We start from the raw sequence: 21,112 nt of genomic DNA, 5'->3' as shown, positions 1-21,112 counted from the left end.
CCTGGTGAGCGGATGCGACCGACGACGAGGCGGGCATTCCGGCGAGCCGGGTCGCAAGACCAGGGGAGCTGGACCATCGAGCCGGTGGTAGTTGGCGTTCCGTCTACGGAAGTAGACGGAGGTGTGCGCCGATGCTGGCGGCGCGACACAGACCAAACCTGCGGGACCACCCGCACAGCTCGAGAAGACACGGAGACGTAGTGCCTACGATCCAGCAGCTCGTCCGCAAGGGGCGGACGTCCAAGGTCGGGAAGTCGAAGACCCCGGCCCTCAAGGGCTCCCCGCAGCGGCGCGGCGTGTGCACCCGCGTGTACACCACCACCCCCAAGAAGCCGAACTCGGCGCTCCGGAAGGTCGCCCGTGTGCGCCTCTCGAGCCAGATCGAGGTCACGGCGTACATCCCCGGCGTCGGCCACAACCTGCAGGAGCACTCGATCGTGCTCGTGCGCGGCGGTCGTGTGAAGGACCTCCCCGGTGTCCGCTACAAGATCGTGCGCGGCGCGCTCGACACGCAGGGCGTCAAGAACCGCAAGCAGGCGCGTAGCCGCTACGGCGCGAAGAAGGAGAAGGCCTGATGCCTCGTAAGGGTCCGGCCCCGAAGCGGCCGCTCATCGTCGACCCGGTCTACGGATCGCCCGTCGTCACCCAGCTCGTCAACAAGGTCCTCCTGGACGGCAAGAAGTCGACCGCTGAGGCGATCGTCTACGGCGCCCTCGAGGGTGTTCGCGGCAAGGTCGACGGTGACCCCGTCGTCGTGCTCAAGCGTGCGCTCGAGAACATCCGCCCGGCGCTCGAGGTCCGCTCGCGCCGCGTCGGTGGCGCGACCTACCAGGTTCCCGTCGAGGTTCGCCCGACGCGTGCGACCACCCTCGCGCTGCGCTGGCTCGTCGACTACTCGCGCGCTCGCCGCGAGAAGACGATGACCGAGCGTCTCATGAACGAGATCCTCGACGCCTCCAACGGCCTCGGTGCCGCTGTCAAGCGCCGTGAGGACATGCACAAGATGGCCGAGTCCAACAAGGCCTTCGCGCACTACCGCTGGTAATTCCGAACGGCGCCCCGGTCACCCGGGGCGCCTTCGGGCACCTGGGCTCGAGCCCCCCGACGTACGACCTCCACCGCTAAAGGGGAACACCACCGTGGCACTTGACGTGCTGACCGACCTGAACAAGGTCCGCAACATCGGCATCATGGCCCACATCGATGCTGGTAAGACGACGACCACCGAGCGCATCCTGTTCTACACGGGTGTCAACTACAAGCTCGGTGAGACGCACGACGGCGCGTCGACGATGGACTGGATGGAGCAGGAGCAGGAGCGCGGCATCACGATCACGTCGGCCGCGACGACCTGCTACTGGAAGAACAACCAGATCAACATCATCGACACGCCGGGCCACGTCGACTTCACGGTCGAGGTCGAGCGTTCGCTCCGCGTCCTCGACGGTGCTGTCGCCGTGTTCGACGGCAAGGAGGGCGTCGAGCCCCAGTCGGAGACCGTCTGGCGCCAGGCTGACAAGTACAACGTCCCGCGCATCTGCTTCGTCAACAAGATGGACAAGCTCGGTGCGGACTTCTACTTCACCGTCAAGACGATCGTCGACCGCCTCAAGGCGAAGCCGCTCGTCATCCAGCTGCCGATCGGCGCCGAGAACGACTTCGTCGGCGTCGTCGACCTGCTCGAGATGAAGGCGCTCGTGTGGCGCGGCGAGACGAAGCTCGGCGAGCAGTACGAGATCGAGGAGATCCCGGCCGACCTCCAGGCGAAGGCCGAGGAGTACCGCGCCCAGCTCATCGAGGACGTCGCGGAGGCCGACGAGGCTCTCCTCGAGAAGTACCTCGGTGGCGAGGAGCTCACGATCGCCGAGATCAAGTCCGGCATCCGCACGCTCGTCATCGCCGGCGAGGCCTTCCCGGTCCTCTGCGGCTCGGCGTTCAAGAACAAGGGCGTCCAGCCCATGCTCGACGCCGTCATCGACTACCTCCCGTCGCCCCTCGACGTCCCCGCCATCGACGGCACGGACGTCAAGGACGAGGAGAAGGTCATCACGCGCCACCCGGACGCCTCGGAGCCCTTCGCGGCGCTCGCGTTCAAGGTCGCGGCGCACCCCTTCTTCGGCAAGCTCACCTACGTCCGCGTGTACTCGGGCAAGGTCGCGCAGGGCGCCCAGGTGCTCAACTCGACCAAGGGCAAGAAGGAGCGCATCGGCAAGCTCTTCCAGATGCACTCCAACAAGGAGAACCCGGTCGAGGAGGCCTCGGCCGGCCACATCTACGCGTTCATCGGTCTGAAGGACGTCACCACCGGTGACACCCTCTGCGCCACGGACGCGCCGGTCATCCTCGAGTCGATGACCTTCCCGGAGCCCGTCATCGACGTCGCCATCGAGCCGAAGACGAAGGCCGACCAGGAGAAGCTCGGCGTCGCGATCCAGAAGCTCGCCGAGGAGGACCCGACCTTCCGCGTCAAGCTCGACGAGGAGACCGGCCAGACCGTCATCGGCGGTATGGGCGAGCTCCACCTCGACATCCTCGTCGACCGCATGCGTCGCGAGTTCAAGGTCGAGGCCAACGTCGGCAAGCCGCAGGTCGCGTACCGCGAGACCATCCGCCGCGCGGCGGAGAAGATCGAGTACACGCACAAGAAGCAGACCGGTGGTTCGGGCCAGTTCGCCAAGGTCCAGGTGACCTTCGAGCCGCTCGACACCTCCGAGGGCGAGCTCTACAAGTTCGAGAACGCCGTCACCGGTGGTCGTATCCCGCGTGAGTACATCCCGTCCGTCGACCAGGGCATCCAGGCTGCCATGCAGCTCGGTGTGCTCGCCGGCTTCCCCCTCGTGGGCGTCAAGGCGACCCTGCTCGACGGCGCGTACCACGACGTCGACTCGTCCGAGATGGCGTTCAAGATTGCCGGCTCGATGGTCCTCAAGGAGGGCGTCAAGCGGGCAGACCCGGTTCTTCTCGAGCCGGTCATGGCGGTCGAGGTGCGTACGCCCGAGGAGTACATGGGCGACGTCATCGGCGACATCAACTCTCGTCGTGGCATGATCCAGTCCATGGAGGATGCGACGGGCGTGAAGGTGGTGCGCGCTCAGGTGCCGCTCTCCGAGATGTTCGGGTACATCGGTGACCTGCGGTCGAAGACCCAGGGTCGCGCTGTGTACTCGATGCAGTTCGACAGCTACTCCGAGGTCCCTCGGAACGTTGCCGAAGAGATCATCAAGAAGACCCGGGGCGAGTGAGTCCCCACAGGTCGACCATCCAGTAACAACCATCAACCTGTAGCGACCCGCACGCCCGGCAGATGCTCCGCCCCTCGGGGCGAGCAGCTGCATCGTTCGGCACAACTACCCAAGTCCCAGGAGGACCCCAGTGGCGAAGGCCAAGTTCGAGCGGACCAAGCCGCACGTCAACATCGGTACCATCGGTCACGTCGACCACGGTAAGACGACGCTGACGGCGGCCATCTCCAAGGTGCTGCACGACAAGTTCCCGGACGTGAACCCTGAGTTCAAGTTCGACGAGATCGACAAGGCGCCCGAAGAGAAGCAGCGCGGCATCACGATCAACATCTCGCACATCGAGTACGAGACCGACAAGCGCCACTACGCGCACGTCGACGCGCCTGGTCACGCTGACTACATCAAGAACATGATCACCGGTGCCGCTCAGATGGACGGCGCGATCCTCGTGGTCGCGGCGACCGACGGCCCGATGGCTCAGACCCGTGAGCACGTTCTGCTCGCCCGCCAGGTTGGTGTTCCCTACCTGCTGGTCGCGCTGAACAAGTCCGACATGGTCGACGACGAGGAGATCCTCGAGCTCGTCGAGATGGAGGTGCGCGAGCTCCTCTCCTCGCAGGGCTTCGACGGTGACGAGGCTCCGGTCGTCCGCGTCTCGGGCCTCAAGGCGCTCGAGGGTGACCCGACCTGGGTCAAGTCCGTCGAGGACCTCATGGAGGCTGTCGACAACAACATCCCGGACCCGGTCCGTGACCTCGACAAGCCCTTCCTCATGCCGATCGAGGACGTCTTCACGATCACCGGTCGTGGCACCGTCGTCACCGGCAAGGTCGACCGTGGTGCGCTCCAGGTGAACTCCGACGTCGAGATCGTCGGTATCCGCCCCGCGCAGAAGACCACGGTCACGGGCATCGAGACGTTCCACAAGTCGATGGACGAGGCGCAGGCTGGTGACAACACCGGTCTTCTGCTCCGCGGCATCAAGCGTGAGGACGTCGAGCGCGGCCAGGTCGTCGTGAAGCCGGGTTCGATCACCCCGCACACGCAGTTCGAGGCTCGTGTCTACATCCTCAGCAAGGACGAGGGTGGCCGTCACAACCCGTTCTACTCGAACTACCGTCCGCAGTTCTACTTCCGTACGACGGACGTCACCGGCGTCATCACGCTGCCCGAGGGCACCGAGATGGTCATGCCCGGCGACAACACCGAGATGTCGGTCGAGCTCATCCAGCCGATCGCCATGGAGGAGGGCCTCGGCTTCGCCATCCGTGAGGGTGGCCGCACCGTCGGCTCCGGCCAGGTCACCAAGATCATCAAGTGACCCTCTGGTCACCGATGAGCTAGACGCCTGGTTCGCCGGCATCGCCGGCAGCTGAGCACAACAGCAGGGCCCGCCTCGTCTCGAGGCGGGCCCTGCTGCGTCAGAGGCCTGCGCCCGCGACGCGCCCGAGCGCGCGTGCGTCGCACGTCACTAGGACAAGGGTTTGTGCTGGGCACCGTTCCCGTGGCAAGATGTTCAGGTTGCCTGTTACGGGCGCGCTCATTCATGTATCGAACAGTGTGTTGATCCGCGTGAAATCGCGAGGTGGACTCTCTGTGCGTACAGATCGAGATACCTCGCGATGAGCCCCCGTCAGACAAGAAGACGTTGTGGAAGGCGCGCACCCCGCCTCGCGGGATGTGGACCAGCACATCACCAACGGCCCAGCACCCACCCGGGTGATCGGGTTCGGGCGTGACGCACATGCGACACGCCCGAGCGCGGGGGTCGGACAGTAGCGGTTCGAGAGAGAGAGTCAGACGACGCCATGGCGGGACAGAAGATCCGCATCCGGCTCAAGTCCTACGACCACGAAGTCATCGACAGTTCGGCGCGCAAGATCGTCGACACGGTGATTCGCGCTGGTGCGACGGTCGTGGGCCCGGTGCCGTTGCCGACGGAGAAGAACGTTTTTTGCGTCATCCGGTCGCCTCACAAGTACAAGGACAGCCGCGAGCACTTCGAGATGCGCACGCACAAGCGCCTCATCGACATCATCGATCCCACGCCGAAGGCAGTCGACTCGCTCATGCGTCTCGACCTCCCTGCGGACGTGAACATCGAGATCAAGCTCTGATCGGGGAGGAGAAAAGATGACTACCCCTCAGAACAACAAGCCGGTGACGGCTGTGCTCGGCACGAAGCTCGGTATGACGCAGCTCTGGGACGAGGCCGGTCGCCTCGTGCCCGTGACCGTCGTCTCCGTCGGCACCAACGTGGTCACCCAGGTCCGCAACGCTGACACAGACGGCTACAGCGCCGTCCAGCTCGCGTACGGCCAGGTCGACCCGCGCCGTGTCAGCAAGCCGCTGACCGGTCACTTCGAGAAGGCGGGCGTCACGCCGCGCCGTCACGTCGCCGAGGTCCGTACCTCCGACGCGGCCGAGTACAGCCTCGGCCAGGAGATCACCGCTGAGGCGTTCGCCGCCGGTGCCGTGGTCGACGTCGTCGGCACGACCAAGGGCAAGGGCACCGCGGGTGTCATGAAGCGTCACGGCTTCCACGGTGTCGGCGCCTCGCACGGTGCGCACCGCAACCACCGCAAGCCCGGCTCGATCGGTGGCGCCTCGACGCCGTCGCGCGTGTTCAAGGGCATGAAGATGGCTGGTCGCATGGGCAACGCCCGCAAGACCACCCAGAACCTGACGATCCACGCCGTGGACGCCGAGAAGGGTCTGCTGCTCGTCAAGGGCGCGGTTCCCGGCCCCAAGGGCGGCGTCGTCCTCGTGCGCAGCGCCGTGAAGGGAGCCTGACATCATGGCTGACACGCTGACCGTCGACGTCATCGACGCCAAGGGCAAGAAGGCCGGCACCGCCGAGCTTCCCGCCGAGGTGTTCGACGTCCAGACGAACGTCCCGCTGATCCACCAGGTCGTGGTCGCGCAGCTCGCTGCCGCCCGCCAGGGTACGGCTGACACCAAGACGCGGGCCGAGGTCCGCGGTGGTGGCAAGAAGCCCTACAAGCAGAAGGGCACCGGCCGCGCCCGTCAGGGTTCGACCCGCGCCCCGCACTTCGCCGGTGGTGGCGTCGTGCACGGGCCGACGCCGCGTGACTACACGCAGCGCACCCCCAAGAAGATGAAGGCTGCCGCCCTCCGCGGTGCGCTCTCCGACCGCGCGCGCAACGGCCGCGTGCACGTCGTCACGGGCTTCGGTATCGACGGCAAGCCGTCGACCAAGGCTGCTGTGGCTGCGCTGGCGAACCTCTCGTCGCGCAAGAACGTGCTCGTCGTGCTCGAGCGTGGCGACGAGCTCACGCTCAAGTCGCTCCGCAACGTCGAGCAGGTGCACCTCCTGGTCGCCGACCAGCTGAACACGTACGACGTGCTCATCTCGGACGACGTGGTCTTCACGCAGGCGGCTCTCGAGGCGTTCGTGGCCGGCCCCGCAAAGGGTCCGTCCGCCACGGCCGTGGCCTCGTCCGCTGAGATCACCGAGGAGGACGCCAAGTGAGCGAGCTTCAGAAGAACCCGCGCGACATCCTGATCGCGCCGGTCGTCTCCGAGAAGAGCTACGGGCTGCTCGACGAGGGCAAGTACACCTTCGTCGTGGACCCCCGTGCCAACAAGACCGAGATCAAGATCGCGGTCGAGAAGGTCTTCGGCGTCAAGGTCGATTCCGTCAACACGATCAACCGCAAGGGCAAGTCGCGGCGGACGAAGTTCGGCATCGGTAAGCGCAAGGACACCAAGCGTGCGATCGTCTCCCTCCGCGAGGGCTCGATCGACATCTTCGGCGGCCCGGTCGGCTGACGCCGGCGATAGCAGATTGAGGACATATCCCCATGGGAATCCGTAAGTACAAGCCGACGACGCCGGGGCGCCGCGGCGCAAGCGTCGCCGACTTCGTCGAGATCACGCGGTCGGAGCCGGAGAAGTCGCTGGTTCGTCCGCTGACGAAGACCGGTGGCCGCAACAACACCGGTCGTATCACCACCCGTCACAAGGGTGGCGGCCACAAGCGTGCGTACCGCGTCATCGACTTCCGTCGTCATGACAAGGACGGCGTGCCGGCCAAGGTCGCTCACATCGAGTACGACCCCAACCGCACCGCCCGCATCGCCCTCCTGCACTACGCGGACGGCGAGAAGCGCTACATCATCGCGCCGAACAAGCTGAAGCAGGGCGACTTCGTCGAGGCTGGTCCCAGCGCCGACATCAAGCCCGGCAACAACCTGCCGCTGCGCAACATCCCGACCGGTACGGTCATCCACGCCATCGAGCTCCGTCCCGGTGGCGGCGCGAAGATCGCCCGTTCGGCTGGCACCTCGGTCCAGCTCGTCGCGAAGGACGGCCCCTACGCCCAGCTGCGTATGCCGTCCGGCGAGATCCGCAACGTCGACGCGCGCTGCCGCGCGACCGTCGGCGAGGTCGGCAACGCCGAGCAGTCGAACATCAACTGGGGCAAGGCCGGCCGCATGCGCTGGAAGGGCGTCCGCCCGACCGTCCGCGGTGTCGTGATGAACCCGATCGACCACCCGCACGGTGGTGGTGAGGGCAAGACGTCCGGTGGTCGTCACCCGGTCAGCCCCTGGGGCAAGCCCGAGGGCCGCACCCGCCGTCCGAACAAGGCGAGCGACAAGCTCATCGTGCGTCGCCGTCGTACTGGCAAGAAGCGCTGATAGGAGCCTGACAGATGCCACGCAGCCTGAAGAAGGGTCCTTTCGTCGACGGACACCTTCAGAAGAAGGTCGACGCACAGAACGAGGCCGGGACCAAGAACGTCATCAAGACGTGGTCCCGTCGGTCGGTCATCACGCCCGACTTCCTCGGACACACTTTTGCCGTGCACGACGGCCGGAAGCACACGCCTGTCTTCGTGACCGAGTCGATGGTGGGCCACAAGCTGGGCGAGTTCGCCCCGACCCGCACTTTCCGCGGTCACGTGAAGGACGACAAGAAGGGTAGAAGGCGATGAGCGCAGGAGCTCAGAAGGAGATCAGCGCGAAGCGCAAGAACCTTCTCGGCGAAGACGTCGCTGGCGACTTCGCGGTCGCACGCTTCGTGCGTGCCACGCCGCAGAAGGTCCGCCGCGTGGCTGACCTGGTCCGTGGGAAGAGCGTCGACGACGCGCTGACCGCGCTCCAGTTCGCCCCGCAGGCAGCGGCCGAGAACGTCTACAAGGTCATCGAGTCGGCTGCCGCTAACGCGGTCAACAACCAGGGTCTCGTCCGCGAGAAGCTCGTCGTGACCAAGCTCATGGTCGACGAGGGTCCGACGCTCAAGCGCTTCCGCCCCCGGGCACAGGGGCGCGCGAGCCGCATCCTCAAGCGCACGAGCCACATCACCGTGGTCGTTGAGCCGCGCGAAGAGAAGAAGGGGGCCTGACAGTGGGACAGAAGGTTCACCCGCTCGGGTACCGTCTCGGCATCACCACCGACCACCGGTCGCGTTGGTTCGCCGACAGCACCAAGCCTGGCCAGCGTTACCGCGACTATGTCCGCGAGGACGTCGAGATCCGCAGGCTCATGGCCACCGGCCTCGAGCGCGCCGGGATCGCCAAGGTCGAGATCGAGCGCACCCGTGACCGCGTCCGCGTGGACATCCACACGGCGCGTCCGGGCATCGTCATCGGTCGCCGTGGCGCCGAGGCCGACCGCATCCGCGGCGAGCTCGAGAAGCTCACGGGCAAGCAGGTCCAGCTGAACATCCTCGAGGTCAAGAACGCCGAGATCGAGGCTCAGCTGGTCGCCCAGGGCATCGCTGAGCAGCTCGCGAGCCGCGTGTCGTTCCGCCGTGCCATGCGCAAGGGCATGCAGTCCGCCCTCCGTGCCGGCGCCAAGGGCATCCGTGTCCAGTGCGCCGGTCGTCTCGGCGGCGCCGAGATGAGCCGTTCGGAGTTCTACCGCGAGGGCCGTGTGCCCCTGCACACGCTCCGCGCGAACATCGACTACGGCTTCTTCGAGGCCCGCACGACCTTCGGCCGCATCGGCGTGAAGGTCTGGATCTACAAGGGCGACATGACGGAGAAGGAGTTTGCTCGCGAGCAGGCTTCCCAGGCTCCGCGTGGTCGCGGGCGTGGCGGCAACGACCGTCCCGCGCGCGGCGGTCGTCGCCAGGAGCGTCCGGCCACCGCCGAGGCGCCCGCACAGGCCGAGGCCCCCGCCCAGGAGGCGCCCGCGGCCGTCGAGACCGGAACGGAGGCCTGAGCATGCTGATCCCGCGCAGGCTCAAGCACCGCAAGCAGCACCACCCGAGCCGCTCGGGTGCTGCCAAGGGCGGTACGCAGATCGCTTTCGGTGAGTACGGCATCCAGGCTCTCGAGCCCGCCTACGTCACCAACCGTCAGATCGAGTCCGCTCGTATCGCCATGACGCGTCACATCAAGCGTGGTGGAAAGGTGTGGATCAACATCTACCCGGACCGTCCGCTGACCAAGAAGCCCGCTGAGACCCGAATGGGTTCCGGTAAGGGTTCGCCGGAGTGGTGGGTCGCCAACGTCAAGCCGGGCCGCATCGTCTTCGAGCTGGCCGGTGTCGACGAGGCCCTGGCCCGTGAGGCCATGCGCCGTGCGATGCACAAGCTTCCGATGAAGTGCCGTTTCGTGGTGCGCGAGGGTGGTGTGAACTGATGGCTATCGGTAGCAAGGATCTTGCTGTCACCGAGCTCGACGGGTTCGACAACGACCGTCTGGCTGCTGAGCTCGAGAAGGCGAAGCAGGAGCTCTTCAACCTGCGGTTCCAGTCGGCCACCGGCCAGCTGGAGAGCCACGGCCGTCTCAAGGCCGTTCGCCGCGACATCGCGCGGATCTACACGATCCTGCGTGAGCGCGAGCTCGGCATCCGTACCGCCCCGAGCGTGAGTGAGTGAGACTGACATGAGCGACAACACCACCGCAGCGGCGGTCGAGGCCGAGCGCAACCAGCGCAAGACGCGCCGCGGCTACGTCGTGAGCGACAAGATGGACAAGACCGTCGTGGTCGAGGTCGAGGACCGCGTGAAGCACCCGCTCTACGGCAAGGTCATCCGCCGCACGAGCAAGGTCAAGGCCCACGACGAGCAGAACTCGGCCGGCATCGGCGACCTGGTCGTTATCATGGAGACGCGGCCGCTGTCCGCCTCCAAGCGCTGGCGCCTCGTCGAGATCGTCGAGAAGGCCAAGTAGCACGTGCTCGGCGGGGCGAGGTCGATCGACACGATAGGCTTCGCCCTGCCGCAGTTCCAGAAAGTATCCGTTCGGCAAGGCTCGCACGCGCGAGAACCAGCTCGACGACAGGAGTTCAGTAAATGATCCAGCAGGAGTCGCGACTTCGCGTCGCCGACAACACTGGTGCCAAGGAGATCCTTTGCATCCGTGTACTCGGTGGCTCGGGCCGTCGCTACGCCGGAATCGGCGACACCATCGTCGCTACCGTCAAGGATGCAATCCCTGGCGGGAACGTCAAGAAGGGTGACGTGGTCAAGGCCGTCGTCGTCCGCACCGTCAAGGAGCGTCGCCGCCCGGACGGTTCCTACATCAAGTTCGACGAGAACGCCGCCGTCATCCTGAAGAACGACGGGGAGCCCCGCGGCACCCGTATCTTCGGCCCGGTCGGTCGTGAGCTGCGTGACAAGCGCTTCATGAAGATCATCTCGTTGGCTCCGGAGGTGATCTGACATGGCGAAGATCAAGAAGGGTGACCAGGTCCTGGTCATCGCCGGGCGTGACAAGGGCAAGACGGGTCGCGTCCTCGAGGTCCTCAAGGACTCCGACCGCGTCATCGTCGAGGGTGTCCAGCGTGTCACCAAGCACGTCAAGGCTGGCCAGACGGCGCGCGGTTCGCGCACCGGTGGCATCGAGACCGTCGAGGCCCCGATCCACATCAGCAACGTGCAGTACTACGACGCCGACGCCAAGCGTGGCAAGCGTCTCGGCGCTCGCACCGAGACCGTCGAGCGTGACGGTCGCACCCGCACCGCTCGTGTCCGCGTGACCCGCGGCCACGGCGACGCCGAGAAGGACATCTGATGACTGAGACCACCGCGAAGCCGCGCCTCAAGGCGCGCTACAACGACGAGATCGTCGCCGCCATGCGCGAGCAGTTCTCGTACGGCAACGTCAACGAGGTCCCGCGCCTGACCAAGATCGTGGTCAACATGGGTGTCGGCGACGCCGCCAAGGACTCGAAGCTGATCGAGGGCGCCATCCGCGACCTCACGGCCATCACGGGTCAGAAGCCGCAGGTCACCAAGGCCCGCAAGTCCATCGCTCAGTTCAAGCTCCGTGAGGGCATGCCGATCGGCGCCCACGTCACGCTGCGCGGCGACCGCATGTGGGAGTTCGCCGACCGTCTTCTGTCGGTCGCGCTTCCCCGCATCCGCGACTTCCGCGGCCTCTCGGCGAAGCAGTTCGACGGCAACGGCAACTACACGTTCGGCCTGAACGAGCAGTCGATGTTCTACGAGATCGACCCCGACAAGATCGACCGGGTTCGCGGCATGGACATCACCGTGGTCACGACCGCGAAGACCGACGACGAGGGCCGCGCGTTCCTCCGTCTCCTCGGCTTCCCTTTCAAGGAGAACTGACATGGCTAAGAAGGCCCTGATCAACAAGGCTGCCGCAAAGCCCAAGTTCGCGGTTCGCGCCTACACCCGGTGCCAGCGGTGCGGTCGTCCGCACTCCGTGTACCGCAAGTTCGGACTCTGCCGCGTGTGCGTCCGGGAGATGGCTCACCGTGGTGAGCTCCCGGGCGTCACGAAGAGCAGCTGGTAACAACTACGTCGCAGGTCCGCGGCGCCGCTGAGGCGGACGTCGTGGATACCCCGGCGAGGAAGGGCTGAAGCCCACAATGACGATGACCGATCCCATCGCAGACATGCTCACGCGTCTGCGTAATGCGAACTCGGCTCAGCACGACACGGTCTCCATGCCGTTCTCGAAGCTGAAGTCGAACATTGCCGAGATCCTGAAGGCCGAGGGCTACATCGCCGGCTGGTCCGTTGAGGACGCCCAGGTCGGCAAGACCCTCATCCTGGAGCTGAAGTACACCTCCAGCCGCGAGCGTGCCCTCTCGGGCGTCCGCCGCATCTCGAAGCCCGGCCTCCGCGTCTACGCGAAGTCCACGAACCTGCCGAAGGTCCTCGGCGGGCTCGGCGTGGCCATCCTGTCCACGTCCTCGGGTCTTCTCACGGACAAGCAGGCCGCACAGAAGGGCGTGGGTGGGGAAGTCCTCGCCTACGTCTGGTAACCGGAAGACGGAGAGGAGAACACCATGTCTCGCATTGGCAAGATTCCCGTCCCGGTTCCCGCTGGAGTGGACGTCACCATCAGCGGTGCACTCGTGACCGTGAAGGGCCCCAAGGGCACCCTCGAGCACGTCGTGCCCGCGCCCATCCAGGTCGCTCGTGACGAGGACGGCGCGCTCGTCGTGACCCGTCCGAACGACGAGCGCGAGTCCCGTGCCCTGCACGGTCTCACCCGCACGCTCCTCGCGAACGTGATCACCGGTGTGACCGAGGGCTACGAGAAGAAGCTCGAGATCGTCGGTACCGGTTACCGCGTCGCTGCGAAGGGTTCGGACCTCGAGTTCGCGCTCGGCTTCAGCCACCCGGTCACCGTGTCGGCCCCCGAGGGCATCACGTTCGCCGTCGAGAGCCCCACGAAGTTCTCGGTCAGCGGCATCAGCAAGCAGCAGGTCGGCGAGGTCGCAGCGAACATCCGCAAGATCCGCAAGCCCGAGCCCTACAAGGGCAAGGGTGTGCGCTACGCCGGCGAGAACGTCCGCCGCAAGGCCGGAAAGGCTGGTAAGTGACCATGGCGATCAAGGTTCTGGGCAAGGGCACCGCCGTTGCTCGCAAGCGCCGTCACCTGCGCCTGCGGAAGAAGGTCGCCGGCACGGCCGCGCGTCCCCGTCTCGTCGTGACGCGCTCTGCCCGTCACATCACGGCCCAGGTCGTGGACGACGCCGTCGGCCGTACGCTCGCGTCCGCCTCGACCCTCGAGGCAGACCTCCGCGCTCTGGAGGGCGACAAGTCCGCCAAGGCGCGCAAGGTCGGCGAGCTCGTCGCCGAGCGTGCTAAGGCCGCTGGCATCGACACCGTGGTCTTCGACCGCGGTGGGAACAAGTACCACGGCCGGGTGGCAGCTGTCGCCGACGGGGCCCGCGAAGGCGGTCTGACCCTGTGACGACGCGATCCATCTCCGCACGGAAGCAAAGGACGAACTGATGGCTGCAGGGCAGCGCAGCAACACCGGCGCCCCCACGGGCGGCGCCAGCAACGAGAACGACCGCCAGGGCGGTCGTCGCAACGACCGTGACGGTCGCCGCGACAACCGTCGCAACGAGGCAGCTGACAAGAACGCGTTCCTCGAGCGCGTCGTCACGATCAACCGCGTCTCCAAGGTCGTCAAGGGTGGTCGCCGCTTCAGCTTCACCGCGCTCGTCGTGGTGGGTGACGGCAACGGCACCGTCGGCGTCGGCTACGGCAAGGCCAAGGAAGTCCCCGCGGCCATCGCCAAGGGCGTCGAGGAGGCGAAGAAGAACTTCTTCTCCGTCCCCCTCATCCAGCGCACCATCCCGCACCCCGTGACGGGTGAGGCTGCTGCCGGCGTGGTCTTCCTGCGCCCGGCCGCTCCGGGTACCGGTGTTATCGCCGGTGGTCCGGTGCGTGCAGTCCTCGAGTGCGCCGGCATCCACGACGTCCTGTCGAAGTCGCTCGGTTCCTCGAACGCGATCAACATCGTGCACGCCACGGTGGCCGGTCTGCGTGCGCTCGAGCGGCCTGAGGCTGTCGCAGCGCGTCGCGGTCTGCCGCTCGAGGAGGTCGCTCCGGCGCCGCTCCTCCGTGCACAGGCGGCTGGCAAGGCCGCCCAGGCAGCTGAGGTTGGTGCATGATGGCACGTCTCAAGGTGACTCAGAAGAAGTCCGCCATCGGCGGCAAGCAGAACCAGCGCGACACGCTGCGCTCGCTCGGCCTCAAGCGGATCGGTGACACCGCCGTCAAGGAGGACCGTCCCGAGATTCGCGGCATGGTCGCTACGGTGGCGCACCTCGTCACCGTCGAGGAGGTCGACTGATCATGGCTGACGCCGAGAAGAAGGCTCCGGCCAAGAAGCCGGCTGCCAAGAAGACGGCCGCTGCCCCGGCAGCGACCGAGGGTGCCGGCGGCACCCTGAAGGTCCACCACCTTCGTCCCGCCCCGGGCGCCAAGACCGCCAAGACCCGCGTGGGTCGTGGTGAGGCGTCGAAGGGTAAGACGGCCGGTCGTGGTACCAAGGGCACCAAGGCTCGTTACCAGGTCCCGACCCGCTTCGAGGGTGGACAGATGCCGCTGCACATGCGTCTGCCCAAGCTCCGCGGGTTCAAGAACCCGTTCCGTACCGAGTACCAGGTCGTGAACCTGGAGAAGCTCGGCGCGCTGTACCCCGAGGGTGGCAAGGTCACCGTCGAGGACCTCGTGGCCAAGGGCGCGGTTCGTGGCGGGCAGCTCGTCAAGGTGCTCGGCACCGGCGAGATCACCGTGAAGCTCGATGTCACGGTGGACGCCCTGTCCGCGTCGGCGAAGGACAAGATCCTCGCCGCCGGTGGGTCCGTCTCGGACAGCTGACAGCCGTCGACGGGGCCGAGTGTGCACTGCACACCCGGCCCCGTCGTGCTTGATGCGTGGTACTTCGCGCACGGGGTCCTTCGGGGACGCTAGAGTGCGCTGGGCGACCACTCGTGGTCGCCCCCCATCTACGTCGCCCTGGGCGGCGCGACTCACCCGCAGGACGCGGGGCAGGAGGATCTGGTGTTTGGCGCATTCGGACGGGCATTCCGCACTCCCGACCTGCGGAAGAAGATTCTGTTCACCATCGCGATGATGGTGCTCTTCCGCGTCGGTTCCTTCATCCCGGCTCCCGGTGTCGACTACGGCGCCGTGCAGAGCTACAGCATGGGGGACAACGACCTGCTCGCCCTCGTGAACCTGTTCAGCGGTGGTGCGCTCCTGCAGCTGTCGATCTTCGCGCTCGGGATCATGCCGTACATCACGGCGAGCATCATCATCCAGCTCCTCCGCGTGGTCATCCCCCGGTTCGAGACCCTGCACCAGGACGGTCAGTCCGGTCAGGCGAAGCTCACCCAGTACACGCGCTACCTGACGATCGCCCTCGGCGTGCTGCAGGCCACCACGATCGTGACGCTCGCGCGCACCGGTCAGCTCCTCCCGGGCATCGACCCGATCAAGGACGACTCCTGGTGGACCGCCGCGCTGATGATCCTCGTCCTGACGGCGGGTACCGGCGTCATCATGTGGATGGGTGAGCTCATCACCGAGCGCGGCATCGGCAACGGCATGTCGCTCCTCATCTTCACGTCGATCGCGGCGAGCTTCCCGTCGGCCCTCGGCTCGATCGGTGGCTCCAACAACGGTCTGTCGAAGCTCCTCGGCGTGATCGTCATGATCGTCCTCGTCGTCGGCCTCATCGTCTTCGTCGAGCAGTCGCAGCGCCGCATCCCGGTGCAGTACGCCAAGCGCATGGTCGGCCGCAAGATGTACGGCGGCACGAGCACCTACATCCCGATCAAGATCAACATGTCGGGTGTCATCCCGGTGATCTTCGCGTCGTCGATCCTCGCGATCCCGACGATGCTCGCGCAGTTCGGCGACCAGAGCGCCGACTGGGTCGTGTGGGTCGGCCGCAACCTCGCGGACCCGGGCGCGCCCCTGTACCTCGCGGTCTTCATCGCGATGATCATCTTCTTCGCCTTCTTCTACACGGCGATCACGTTCAACCCGGACGAGGTCGCGGACAACATGAAGAAGTACGGCGGCTTCGTCCCCGGCATCCGCGCCGGCCGTCCGACCGCCGAGTACCTCGACTACGTGATCACGCGCATCACGTCCGCGGGCTCGATCTACCTCGCGCTCGTCGCCCTCATCCCCACCCTGGTGTTCCTCGCGCTCGGCGTGGGTGCGAACATCCCGTTCGGTGGCACGTCGATCATCATCGTCGTGGGTGTCGGCCTCGAGACCGTCAAGCAGATCGACGCGCAGCTCCAGCAGCGTCACTATGAAGGGTTCCTCCGTTGAGCGCACGTCTCGTCCTTCTCGGCCCGCCCGGAGCGGGCAAGGGCACCCAGGCCGTCCGTCTCGCCGAGCGCTTCGGCGTCCCGGCCATCTCGACCGGCGACATCTTCCGCGCCAACATCAAGGGCGGCACGGAGCTCGGCAAGCTGGCACAGAGCTACACCGACAAGGGCGAGCTCGTGCCTGACTCCGTCACCAACGACATGGTCCGGGACCGTCTTGGCCAGGAGGACGTCGCCGACGGCTTCCTGCTCGACGGGTACCCGCGCAACGTCGCCCAGGTCGCGGAGCTCAAGGTGATCCTCGAGGAGCTCGGTGTCGAGCTCGACGGTGCCGTCGAGATCACGGCGGACGCTGAGGCCGTGGTCGCGCGGCTCCTCAAGCGTGCCGAGATCGAGGGGCGCGTCGACGACAACGAGGACGTGATCCGTCACCGCCTCGAGGTCTACGCGGAGCAGACCGCTCCTGTCAGCGCCGAGTACGAGGCGGACGGCGCGCTCGTCCGTGTCGACGGTCTCGGTGACATCGACGAGGTCACGGCCCGGCTGGTCGAGGCCATCGAGTCGATCCTGGCCTGATCCAGGAGGCGTCGTGTTCGGGCTGGACCGTATCGAGATCAAGTCGATCGACGAGATCCTGCGGATGCGTGAAGCGGGGCTCGTCGTCGCCGACGCGCTCGCCGCCGTGCAGGCGGCGGTCGCGGTCGGCGTGACCACCGCCGAGCTCGACGCTGTGGCTGCCGAGGTGATCGCCGCGCGCGGCGCGCGGTCCTCGTTCCTCGGCTACCAGGGGTACCCGGCCACGACATGCATCAGCGTCAACGACGAGGTGGTCCACGGGATCCCCGGGGACCGCCTGATCCAGGACGGCGACATCGTCTCGATCGACTGTGGCGCGATCGTCGACGGCTGGCACGGCGACAGCGCCGTCACGGTGCTGGTGGGGGAGGCAGACCCTGCCGACCTCCGGCTGTCCGCCGTCACGGAGGAGGCGATGTGGGCAGGCATCGCGGCGCTCGCCCGCGCAGAGCGCCTCCACGAGGTCGGTGCGGCGGTCGAGGAGAGCATCAGCGCCGCCTCCGACCCCGACGCCCCGTACGGCATCGTCCAGGAGTACGTCGGGCACGGCATCGGCTCGGCCATGCACCAGGCTCCCGACGTCCCCAACTTCCGCGTGCGCGACCGCGGGCCCCGCGTCCGCCCTGGCATGTGCGTCGCGATCGAGCCGATGGTCACCCGCGGCGAGCGCTTCACCCAGGTGTGCGAGGACGACTGGACCGTCGTCACGGACGACGGCTCTCGCGCAGCGCACTGGGAGCACACCGTCGCTGTCCTCGAGGACGGCGTGTGGGTCCTGACCGCAGCCGACGGCGGTCGCGCGAAGCTCGAGGAGCGCGGCATCAAGGTCGCCTCGCTCGGCGCCTGAACCGACGCGAGACAGCGGACGCGCGGGTCTAGAACACATCCCCCCGACCCTCGCAACCCGGACAAACGGGAACAAGTCGGGCGCACCCGGACGAGGGTGCTGTTGACCAGGTAGGACGCTTAACCCCTCGTCAACGCCTCACCCCCCACTTCACCCGCCCGTATGGTCTAAACCCCCTGTCTGAACCGGGGTGATTCCGCATATCGTGACGACCGTCGGTACGAGTACCCCGTTCGGGGCTGTACCGAGTCATCAGTCACGTCTCGGGGGAGCGTCTGTCACATGTCTATTGAGTTGCCCGTGCGCGCAGATCGCGCACGACAGCCCGCGAGGGCAAATCTCAGGGGTCTGCCGCGTGTCCACGCGGCCAGCGCGACGACCCACAGGTCGTTCGCACGGTTCGCCCGGCCGGAACCGCTCACGGTCATCCGGGCTCCGCACGGTTTCGGGAAGTCGATGCTCGCCGCACAGTGGCTGCGGTCGATGCAGGACGACGACGTCGACGTGCTGTGGCTCGGCACCGACGTCCTGTCCTTCGTCGACGGGCCCGGCACCGAGGCGTTCTGGGACGTCCTCGGCGCCAGGCTCGAAGAGTTCGCAGGTCCGCAGCGCAAGGTCTCGCCCGTCTCCGCGATCAGGGGGCGCGAGCGCGTCGTGCAGCTGCTCAGCCGCCGGACCCGTCCCGTCTACGTCGTCCTCGACCGGTTCGAGCAGACCTTCGGTCACCTCGGGATCGAGCAGTCCCTGCTCGATCTCGTCCAGACGATGGAGAACTTCTACCTGATCGTCTGCACGCGGACCGTCACGAGCCTCGAGGTCGTCGGTGCGGCCGTCGTCGACTCGGTCGTCCTGCGGCCCGCCGACCTGGCGCTCGGCGTCGAGGACGTGCTGGGCCTCGCGGCACAGCAGGGCATCGTGCTCGGGCGCGACGAGGCGCAGACCCTGTGCGACGAGACCGCCGGCTGGCCGGCGCTCGTCCGGGTGATCCTCGCCGGCTCGGCGGCGGACCAGGTGCCGGGGGCGGGCTTCGCGCTCAACCTCGACGCCGGACGCTGGTTCCTGCGCAGTGTCTGGGACGAGTTCGCCGTGCCCGGGCTCGCGGACTTCGTCACGCGCACGTCCGTGCTCGTCGAGTTCACGCGGTCGCTCGCCGCCCGCGTGTGCGGTGAGGAGGACGTCGACGGCCACATCGACGCGCTCCTCGGCGCTGGCCTCCTGCGCGTGCACGGCTCTGGTGAGGAGGCGGTCTACGCGCACCTGCCCGCCGTCCGCCGGGAGTGCGTGCAGCGACTGCGCAGCGAGGCGCCCGAGGAGTTCCGCGAGCTCTCGCGGGTCTCCGCGGAGATCCTGCTCGACCAGGGCCGCGCCGGTCAGGCGCTCGTGCATCTCGTCCGTGCGCGCCTGTGGGACGAGGTCGTCGAGTGCGTCGAGGGCGCGTGGCACATGCTCGCGGCGCAGGGGGAGAGCGAGCTGCTCCGGCTCGTCGACCGCCTGCCCGTCGACGTCGTCGCACGCAGCCCGCGGCTGGTCGTCCTGAGGGACTACTCGAGCGAGGCGAAGGCGTCCGGGGCGTCCGACCGCCACAAGGTCGGCAACCCTGGCGCGCCTCTGCTCGGCCGCATCGCCGGTCTCGGTCCCGGCACGTCCCCCGCGGCGCGTGAACGTGCACGCGGCGTCGTCGACCGGTACGTCGACCTGGCGCCTGAGGTGCGCGCGGCCATCCCGGCGGTCCTGTGCGAGGTCGGGGCCGCGCGCCTCGCGCGCACCGACACCGACGGGGCCACCGCCGCGTTCACCGACGCGCACCGCCTGGCCGCCGCGATCGGTGTGGTCGCCGCCGAGGCGCGCGCTGCCGTCGGGGCAGCCCTCACGGCGACGGTCACGGGAGACATCAAGGGCGCGCGCTCGTGGATCGACGAGGCTGACCGTGCGTTCGCCGCGTCGTCCTCCGCGGACGTCGCGGACCTGGTTCCCATCCTCGCCAGCGCCCGGGCTCTCGCCGCGATCGCGGGCGTCGACCTGCCGACCGCGCGCGCGGCCGTCGTCGACGCGACGGGCGGCGACACCGAGGTGATGTCTCTCGGGACCTTGGCCCGCGCGCAGCTGTCACTGCTCGAGGGCGGGCAGTACGAGGAGTTCGAGGAGTTCGAGAAGGCGAGCCAGTGGGCCATGAGCTCGGCGCTGCCGGCCGACGACCTGATCACCAAGCTCCTCGTCGCGGCCCGTGTCGACCTGCTGCTCTCCATGGGGCAGGTGCTGCGGGCACGCGCCGTGCTGACCCGTTGGGAGGGGGACCCGGACGGGCTGCTCCTCCCGCGCGTCCGGACGGCGTTCATGGCTGGCGACTACGGCCGTGCCGCGCTCCTCGCGTCGCAGGGTGCGCACTCGACGCACCGGCCCGCACGGCAGCGGCTCGGCCTCCAGCTCGTGGCCGCGCTCGCCGAGAACGCTCGCGGTCGCGAGGTCGAGGCGGTCCGCGCGATGCGCGAGGCCATCGCCGTCGCCGCGGACAGCGAGCTGTTCCAGCCGTTCGCGTCGCTCCCGCGCCCACTGCTCGAGGCGATGGTGCCGTCCGTCCCCGAGCTCGCGGACGTCCTCGCGCGGCTCGACGACGCCGGCGTCCGCGCCGACGTCTTCCCGGTGCCGTCCGTCGTGGCGGAGCTGAGCGAGCGCGAGAGAGAGGTCCTCGAGACCCTCGCCGTGAGCGACTCGCTGGGTGCGGTCGCGAAGCGGCTGTACCTCACGACGAACACCGTCAAGACGCACCTGCGGTCGATCTACCGCAAGCTCGGCACGCACTCGGGTGCCGAGACGATCCAGCGCGCCATCGAGTGCGGGCTGATCGAGGCGCCCAGCGCCTGACCGACCCACGTCCGCCCCGTGGTGCCCCTGCCCCACGGGGCGGACGTGTGCTGTGACGCACGGCATGGGGTCTGGGAGGGCCTCGACGGGTTTACCCGCCCTGTTCGATGCCGTACGATGTTGCGTTGGTATGTGTCTTGCATGCCACCCAGCAGACCCGGTGCCGCGGTGACGTGTGCGTAGGTGCCTCTAGGCCCTCGTGAGCGTGATCCATCCGGGTGGGATGTCCAACCAGGAGTTAGCGGAGGATATGGCGAAGAAGGACGGTGTCATCGAGATCGAGGGCAGCGTGGTCGAGGCCCTGCCGAACGCGATGTTTCGCGTGGAGCTGGCCAACGGTCACAAGGTGCTCGCTCACATCTCGGGCAAGATGCGTCAGCACTACATCCGGATCCTCCCCGAGGACCGGGTCGTGGTCGAGCTGAGCCCGTACGACCTGTCCCGCGGCCGTATCGTCTACCGCTACAAGTAACCACGTCACCGACAACCTGCCGGCGCGCCACCGGACGATCGACGATCGGACGGCCCGCCGTACGGCGGCGAAGGAACCA

At 67.4% G+C, this 21,112-nt stretch carries 30 protein-coding genes; all 30 read left to right on the top strand.

Going from position 1 to position 21,112, the window contains the following annotated elements; all coding sequences use genetic code 11:
- Window positions 1–200 precede the first annotated feature (200 nt).
- The 30 genes from rpsL to infA all read left to right on the top strand — a co-directional run bounded on the left by rpsL (window position 201) and on the right by infA (window position 21,033).
- The gene (gene rpsL / locus ATL41_RS05400) at window positions 201–575 is read left to right on the top strand and encodes a 30S ribosomal protein S12 (protein ID WP_098457564.1); all 375 of its coding nucleotides are present in this window, start codon (window positions 201–203) and stop codon (window positions 573–575) included.
- A complete protein-coding gene (gene rpsG / locus ATL41_RS05395) occupies window positions 575–1,045 on the top strand; it encodes a 30S ribosomal protein S7 (protein ID WP_098457563.1) in 471 nt (156 codons plus the stop codon). The genes rpsL and rpsG overlap by 1 nt, the downstream gene beginning before the upstream one ends.
- A 94-nt stretch (window positions 1,046–1,139) precedes the next feature.
- On the top strand, window positions 1,140–3,242 hold the full coding sequence (gene fusA, locus ATL41_RS05390) for an elongation factor G (RefSeq protein ID WP_098457562.1): 2,103 nt from the start codon (window positions 1,140–1,142) through the stop codon (window positions 3,240–3,242).
- Between the two features lie 130 nt (window positions 3,243–3,372).
- Window positions 3,373–4,563: an elongation factor Tu gene (gene tuf / locus ATL41_RS05385; protein WP_098457561.1), complete on the top strand. Its 1,191-nt coding sequence runs from the start codon at window positions 3,373–3,375 to the stop codon at window positions 4,561–4,563.
- 487 nt (window positions 4,564–5,050) lie between these two features.
- A complete protein-coding gene (gene rpsJ / locus ATL41_RS05380) occupies window positions 5,051–5,359 on the top strand; it encodes a 30S ribosomal protein S10 (RefSeq protein ID WP_098457560.1) in 309 nt (102 codons plus the stop codon).
- Between the two features lie 16 nt (window positions 5,360–5,375).
- Window positions 5,376–6,035: a 50S ribosomal protein L3 gene (gene rplC / locus ATL41_RS05375; RefSeq protein WP_098457559.1), complete on the top strand. Its 660-nt coding sequence runs from the start codon at window positions 5,376–5,378 to the stop codon at window positions 6,033–6,035.
- 4 nt (window positions 6,036–6,039) lie between these two features.
- Window positions 6,040–6,735: a 50S ribosomal protein L4 gene (gene rplD / locus ATL41_RS05370; protein WP_098457558.1), complete on the top strand. Its 696-nt coding sequence runs from the start codon at window positions 6,040–6,042 to the stop codon at window positions 6,733–6,735.
- Window positions 6,732–7,034, top strand: coding sequence for a 50S ribosomal protein L23 (gene rplW, locus ATL41_RS05365; RefSeq protein ID WP_098457557.1), 303 nt, complete (start codon window positions 6,732–6,734; stop codon window positions 7,032–7,034). Before rplD ends, rplW begins: the two co-directional genes overlap by 4 nt.
- A 32-nt stretch (window positions 7,035–7,066) precedes the next feature.
- Entirely contained in the window at window positions 7,067–7,903 is an 837-nt protein-coding gene (gene rplB, locus ATL41_RS05360) for a 50S ribosomal protein L2 (protein ID WP_098457556.1), read from the top strand.
- Window positions 7,904–7,917: 14 nt separating this feature from the next.
- Window positions 7,918–8,199, top strand: a complete 282-nt coding sequence (rpsS, locus tag ATL41_RS05355; protein ID WP_098457555.1) for a 30S ribosomal protein S19 — start codon at window positions 7,918–7,920, stop codon at window positions 8,197–8,199.
- Entirely contained in the window at window positions 8,196–8,609 is a 414-nt protein-coding gene (gene rplV, locus ATL41_RS05350) for a 50S ribosomal protein L22 (RefSeq protein ID WP_098457554.1), read from the top strand. Before rpsS ends, rplV begins: the two co-directional genes overlap by 4 nt.
- Before the next feature lie 2 nt (window positions 8,610–8,611).
- The gene (rpsC, locus tag ATL41_RS05345; protein WP_098457553.1) at window positions 8,612–9,430 is read left to right on the top strand and encodes a 30S ribosomal protein S3; all 819 of its coding nucleotides are present in this window, start codon (window positions 8,612–8,614) and stop codon (window positions 9,428–9,430) included.
- Between the two features lie 2 nt (window positions 9,431–9,432).
- The gene (gene rplP / locus ATL41_RS05340; RefSeq protein WP_098457552.1) at window positions 9,433–9,852 is read left to right on the top strand and encodes a 50S ribosomal protein L16; all 420 of its coding nucleotides are present in this window, start codon (window positions 9,433–9,435) and stop codon (window positions 9,850–9,852) included.
- The gene (gene rpmC / locus ATL41_RS05335; protein ID WP_098457551.1) at window positions 9,852–10,091 is read left to right on the top strand and encodes a 50S ribosomal protein L29; all 240 of its coding nucleotides are present in this window, start codon (window positions 9,852–9,854) and stop codon (window positions 10,089–10,091) included. Before rplP ends, rpmC begins: the two co-directional genes overlap by 1 nt.
- Before the next feature lie 7 nt (window positions 10,092–10,098).
- Window positions 10,099–10,386, top strand: coding sequence for a 30S ribosomal protein S17 (rpsQ, locus tag ATL41_RS05330; protein WP_098457550.1), 288 nt, complete (start codon window positions 10,099–10,101; stop codon window positions 10,384–10,386).
- A 122-nt stretch (window positions 10,387–10,508) separates the two neighbouring features.
- On the top strand, window positions 10,509–10,877 hold the full coding sequence (rplN, locus tag ATL41_RS05325; protein WP_098457549.1) for a 50S ribosomal protein L14: 369 nt from the start codon (window positions 10,509–10,511) through the stop codon (window positions 10,875–10,877).
- A gap of 1 nt (window position 10,878) precedes the next feature.
- On the top strand, window positions 10,879–11,229 hold the full coding sequence (gene rplX, locus ATL41_RS05320; RefSeq protein WP_098457548.1) for a 50S ribosomal protein L24: 351 nt from the start codon (window positions 10,879–10,881) through the stop codon (window positions 11,227–11,229).
- Window positions 11,229–11,789 carry a 50S ribosomal protein L5 gene (gene rplE / locus ATL41_RS05315; RefSeq protein ID WP_098457547.1) on the top strand — a complete coding sequence of 187 codons (561 nt, stop codon included), beginning with the start codon at window positions 11,229–11,231 and terminating at the stop codon, window positions 11,787–11,789. The genes rplX and rplE overlap by 1 nt, the downstream gene beginning before the upstream one ends.
- A 1-nt stretch (window position 11,790) precedes the next feature.
- Window positions 11,791–11,976, top strand: coding sequence for a type Z 30S ribosomal protein S14 (locus tag ATL41_RS05310; protein ID WP_098457546.1), 186 nt, complete (start codon window positions 11,791–11,793; stop codon window positions 11,974–11,976).
- 76 nt (window positions 11,977–12,052) lie between these two features.
- The gene (gene rpsH, locus ATL41_RS05305) at window positions 12,053–12,451 is read left to right on the top strand and encodes a 30S ribosomal protein S8 (protein WP_098457545.1); all 399 of its coding nucleotides are present in this window, start codon (window positions 12,053–12,055) and stop codon (window positions 12,449–12,451) included.
- A gap of 24 nt (window positions 12,452–12,475) precedes the next feature.
- Window positions 12,476–13,015 carry a 50S ribosomal protein L6 gene (gene rplF / locus ATL41_RS05300; protein ID WP_098457544.1) on the top strand — a complete coding sequence of 180 codons (540 nt, stop codon included), beginning with the start codon at window positions 12,476–12,478 and terminating at the stop codon, window positions 13,013–13,015.
- Window positions 13,016–13,017: 2 nt separating this feature from the next.
- Window positions 13,018–13,389: a 50S ribosomal protein L18 gene (gene rplR, locus ATL41_RS05295; protein ID WP_098457543.1), complete on the top strand. Its 372-nt coding sequence runs from the start codon at window positions 13,018–13,020 to the stop codon at window positions 13,387–13,389.
- Between the two features lie 40 nt (window positions 13,390–13,429).
- Complete coding sequence (rpsE, locus tag ATL41_RS05290; protein WP_098457542.1) at window positions 13,430–14,098, top strand: 30S ribosomal protein S5; 669 nt, start codon at window positions 13,430–13,432, stop codon at window positions 14,096–14,098.
- Window positions 14,098–14,280, top strand: coding sequence for a 50S ribosomal protein L30 (gene rpmD, locus ATL41_RS05285; protein ID WP_098457541.1), 183 nt, complete (start codon window positions 14,098–14,100; stop codon window positions 14,278–14,280). The genes rpsE and rpmD overlap by 1 nt, the downstream gene beginning before the upstream one ends.
- A gap of 2 nt (window positions 14,281–14,282) precedes the next feature.
- Window positions 14,283–14,810: a 50S ribosomal protein L15 gene (gene rplO, locus ATL41_RS05280; RefSeq protein WP_098457540.1), complete on the top strand. Its 528-nt coding sequence runs from the start codon at window positions 14,283–14,285 to the stop codon at window positions 14,808–14,810.
- Window positions 14,811–14,993: 183 nt separating this feature from the next.
- A complete protein-coding gene (gene secY, locus ATL41_RS05275; RefSeq protein WP_098457539.1) occupies window positions 14,994–16,277 on the top strand; it encodes a preprotein translocase subunit SecY in 1,284 nt (427 codons plus the stop codon).
- On the top strand, window positions 16,274–16,852 hold the full coding sequence (locus tag ATL41_RS05270; RefSeq protein WP_098457538.1) for an adenylate kinase: 579 nt from the start codon (window positions 16,274–16,276) through the stop codon (window positions 16,850–16,852). Before secY ends, ATL41_RS05270 begins: the two co-directional genes overlap by 4 nt.
- A gap of 13 nt (window positions 16,853–16,865) precedes the next feature.
- Window positions 16,866–17,699 (top strand): type I methionyl aminopeptidase, encoded by an 834-nt coding sequence (gene map / locus ATL41_RS05265; RefSeq protein ID WP_098457537.1) that lies wholly within the window; start codon window positions 16,866–16,868, stop codon window positions 17,697–17,699.
- 456 nt (window positions 17,700–18,155) lie between these two features.
- Window positions 18,156–20,561, top strand: a complete 2,406-nt coding sequence (locus ATL41_RS05260) for a LuxR C-terminal-related transcriptional regulator (RefSeq protein ID WP_098457536.1) — start codon at window positions 18,156–18,158, stop codon at window positions 20,559–20,561.
- A 250-nt stretch (window positions 20,562–20,811) separates the two neighbouring features.
- The gene (gene infA, locus ATL41_RS05255; RefSeq protein ID WP_012867920.1) at window positions 20,812–21,033 is read left to right on the top strand and encodes a translation initiation factor IF-1; all 222 of its coding nucleotides are present in this window, start codon (window positions 20,812–20,814) and stop codon (window positions 21,031–21,033) included.
- The last annotated feature ends 79 nt before the right edge of the window (window positions 21,034–21,112 follow it).

The organism is Flavimobilis soli (genome assembly GCF_002564025.1).
Taxonomy (GTDB): Bacteria; Actinomycetota; Actinomycetes; order Actinomycetales; family Cellulomonadaceae; genus Flavimobilis; species Flavimobilis soli.
Note: the sequence above shows the minus strand (reverse complement) of the source record. Positions and strands in the feature narration are given on the sequence as shown.

Coding starts and splice junctions, on each gene's coding strand:
- rpsG (WP_098457563.1), top strand. CDS start 575: ATGCCTCGTAAGGGTCCGGCCCCGAAGCGGCCGCTCATCGTCGACCCG.
- rpsJ (WP_098457560.1), top strand. CDS start 5,051: ATGGCGGGACAGAAGATCCGCATCCGGCTCAAGTCCTACGACCACGAA.
- rplC (WP_098457559.1), top strand. CDS start 5,376: ATGACTACCCCTCAGAACAACAAGCCGGTGACGGCTGTGCTCGGCACG.
- rplD (WP_098457558.1), top strand. CDS start 6,040: ATGGCTGACACGCTGACCGTCGACGTCATCGACGCCAAGGGCAAGAAG.
- rplB (WP_098457556.1), top strand. CDS start 7,067: ATGGGAATCCGTAAGTACAAGCCGACGACGCCGGGGCGCCGCGGCGCA.
- rpsS (WP_098457555.1), top strand. CDS start 7,918: ATGCCACGCAGCCTGAAGAAGGGTCCTTTCGTCGACGGACACCTTCAG.
- rplV (WP_098457554.1), top strand. CDS start 8,196: ATGAGCGCAGGAGCTCAGAAGGAGATCAGCGCGAAGCGCAAGAACCTT.
- rplP (WP_098457552.1), top strand. CDS start 9,433: ATGCTGATCCCGCGCAGGCTCAAGCACCGCAAGCAGCACCACCCGAGC.
- rpmC (WP_098457551.1), top strand. CDS start 9,852: ATGGCTATCGGTAGCAAGGATCTTGCTGTCACCGAGCTCGACGGGTTC.
- rpsQ (WP_098457550.1), top strand. CDS start 10,099: ATGAGCGACAACACCACCGCAGCGGCGGTCGAGGCCGAGCGCAACCAG.
- rplN (WP_098457549.1), top strand. CDS start 10,509: ATGATCCAGCAGGAGTCGCGACTTCGCGTCGCCGACAACACTGGTGCC.
- rplX (WP_098457548.1), top strand. CDS start 10,879: ATGGCGAAGATCAAGAAGGGTGACCAGGTCCTGGTCATCGCCGGGCGT.
- rplE (WP_098457547.1), top strand. CDS start 11,229: ATGACTGAGACCACCGCGAAGCCGCGCCTCAAGGCGCGCTACAACGAC.
- ATL41_RS05310 (WP_098457546.1), top strand. CDS start 11,791: ATGGCTAAGAAGGCCCTGATCAACAAGGCTGCCGCAAAGCCCAAGTTC.
- rpsH (WP_098457545.1), top strand. CDS start 12,053: ATGACGATGACCGATCCCATCGCAGACATGCTCACGCGTCTGCGTAAT.
- rplF (WP_098457544.1), top strand. CDS start 12,476: ATGTCTCGCATTGGCAAGATTCCCGTCCCGGTTCCCGCTGGAGTGGAC.
- rplR (WP_098457543.1), top strand. CDS start 13,018: ATGGCGATCAAGGTTCTGGGCAAGGGCACCGCCGTTGCTCGCAAGCGC.
- rpsE (WP_098457542.1), top strand. CDS start 13,430: ATGGCTGCAGGGCAGCGCAGCAACACCGGCGCCCCCACGGGCGGCGCC.
- rpmD (WP_098457541.1), top strand. CDS start 14,098: ATGGCACGTCTCAAGGTGACTCAGAAGAAGTCCGCCATCGGCGGCAAG.
- rplO (WP_098457540.1), top strand. CDS start 14,283: ATGGCTGACGCCGAGAAGAAGGCTCCGGCCAAGAAGCCGGCTGCCAAG.
- ATL41_RS05260 (WP_098457536.1), top strand. CDS start 18,156: ATGCTCGCCGCACAGTGGCTGCGGTCGATGCAGGACGACGACGTCGAC.
- infA (WP_012867920.1), top strand. CDS start 20,812: ATGGCGAAGAAGGACGGTGTCATCGAGATCGAGGGCAGCGTGGTCGAG.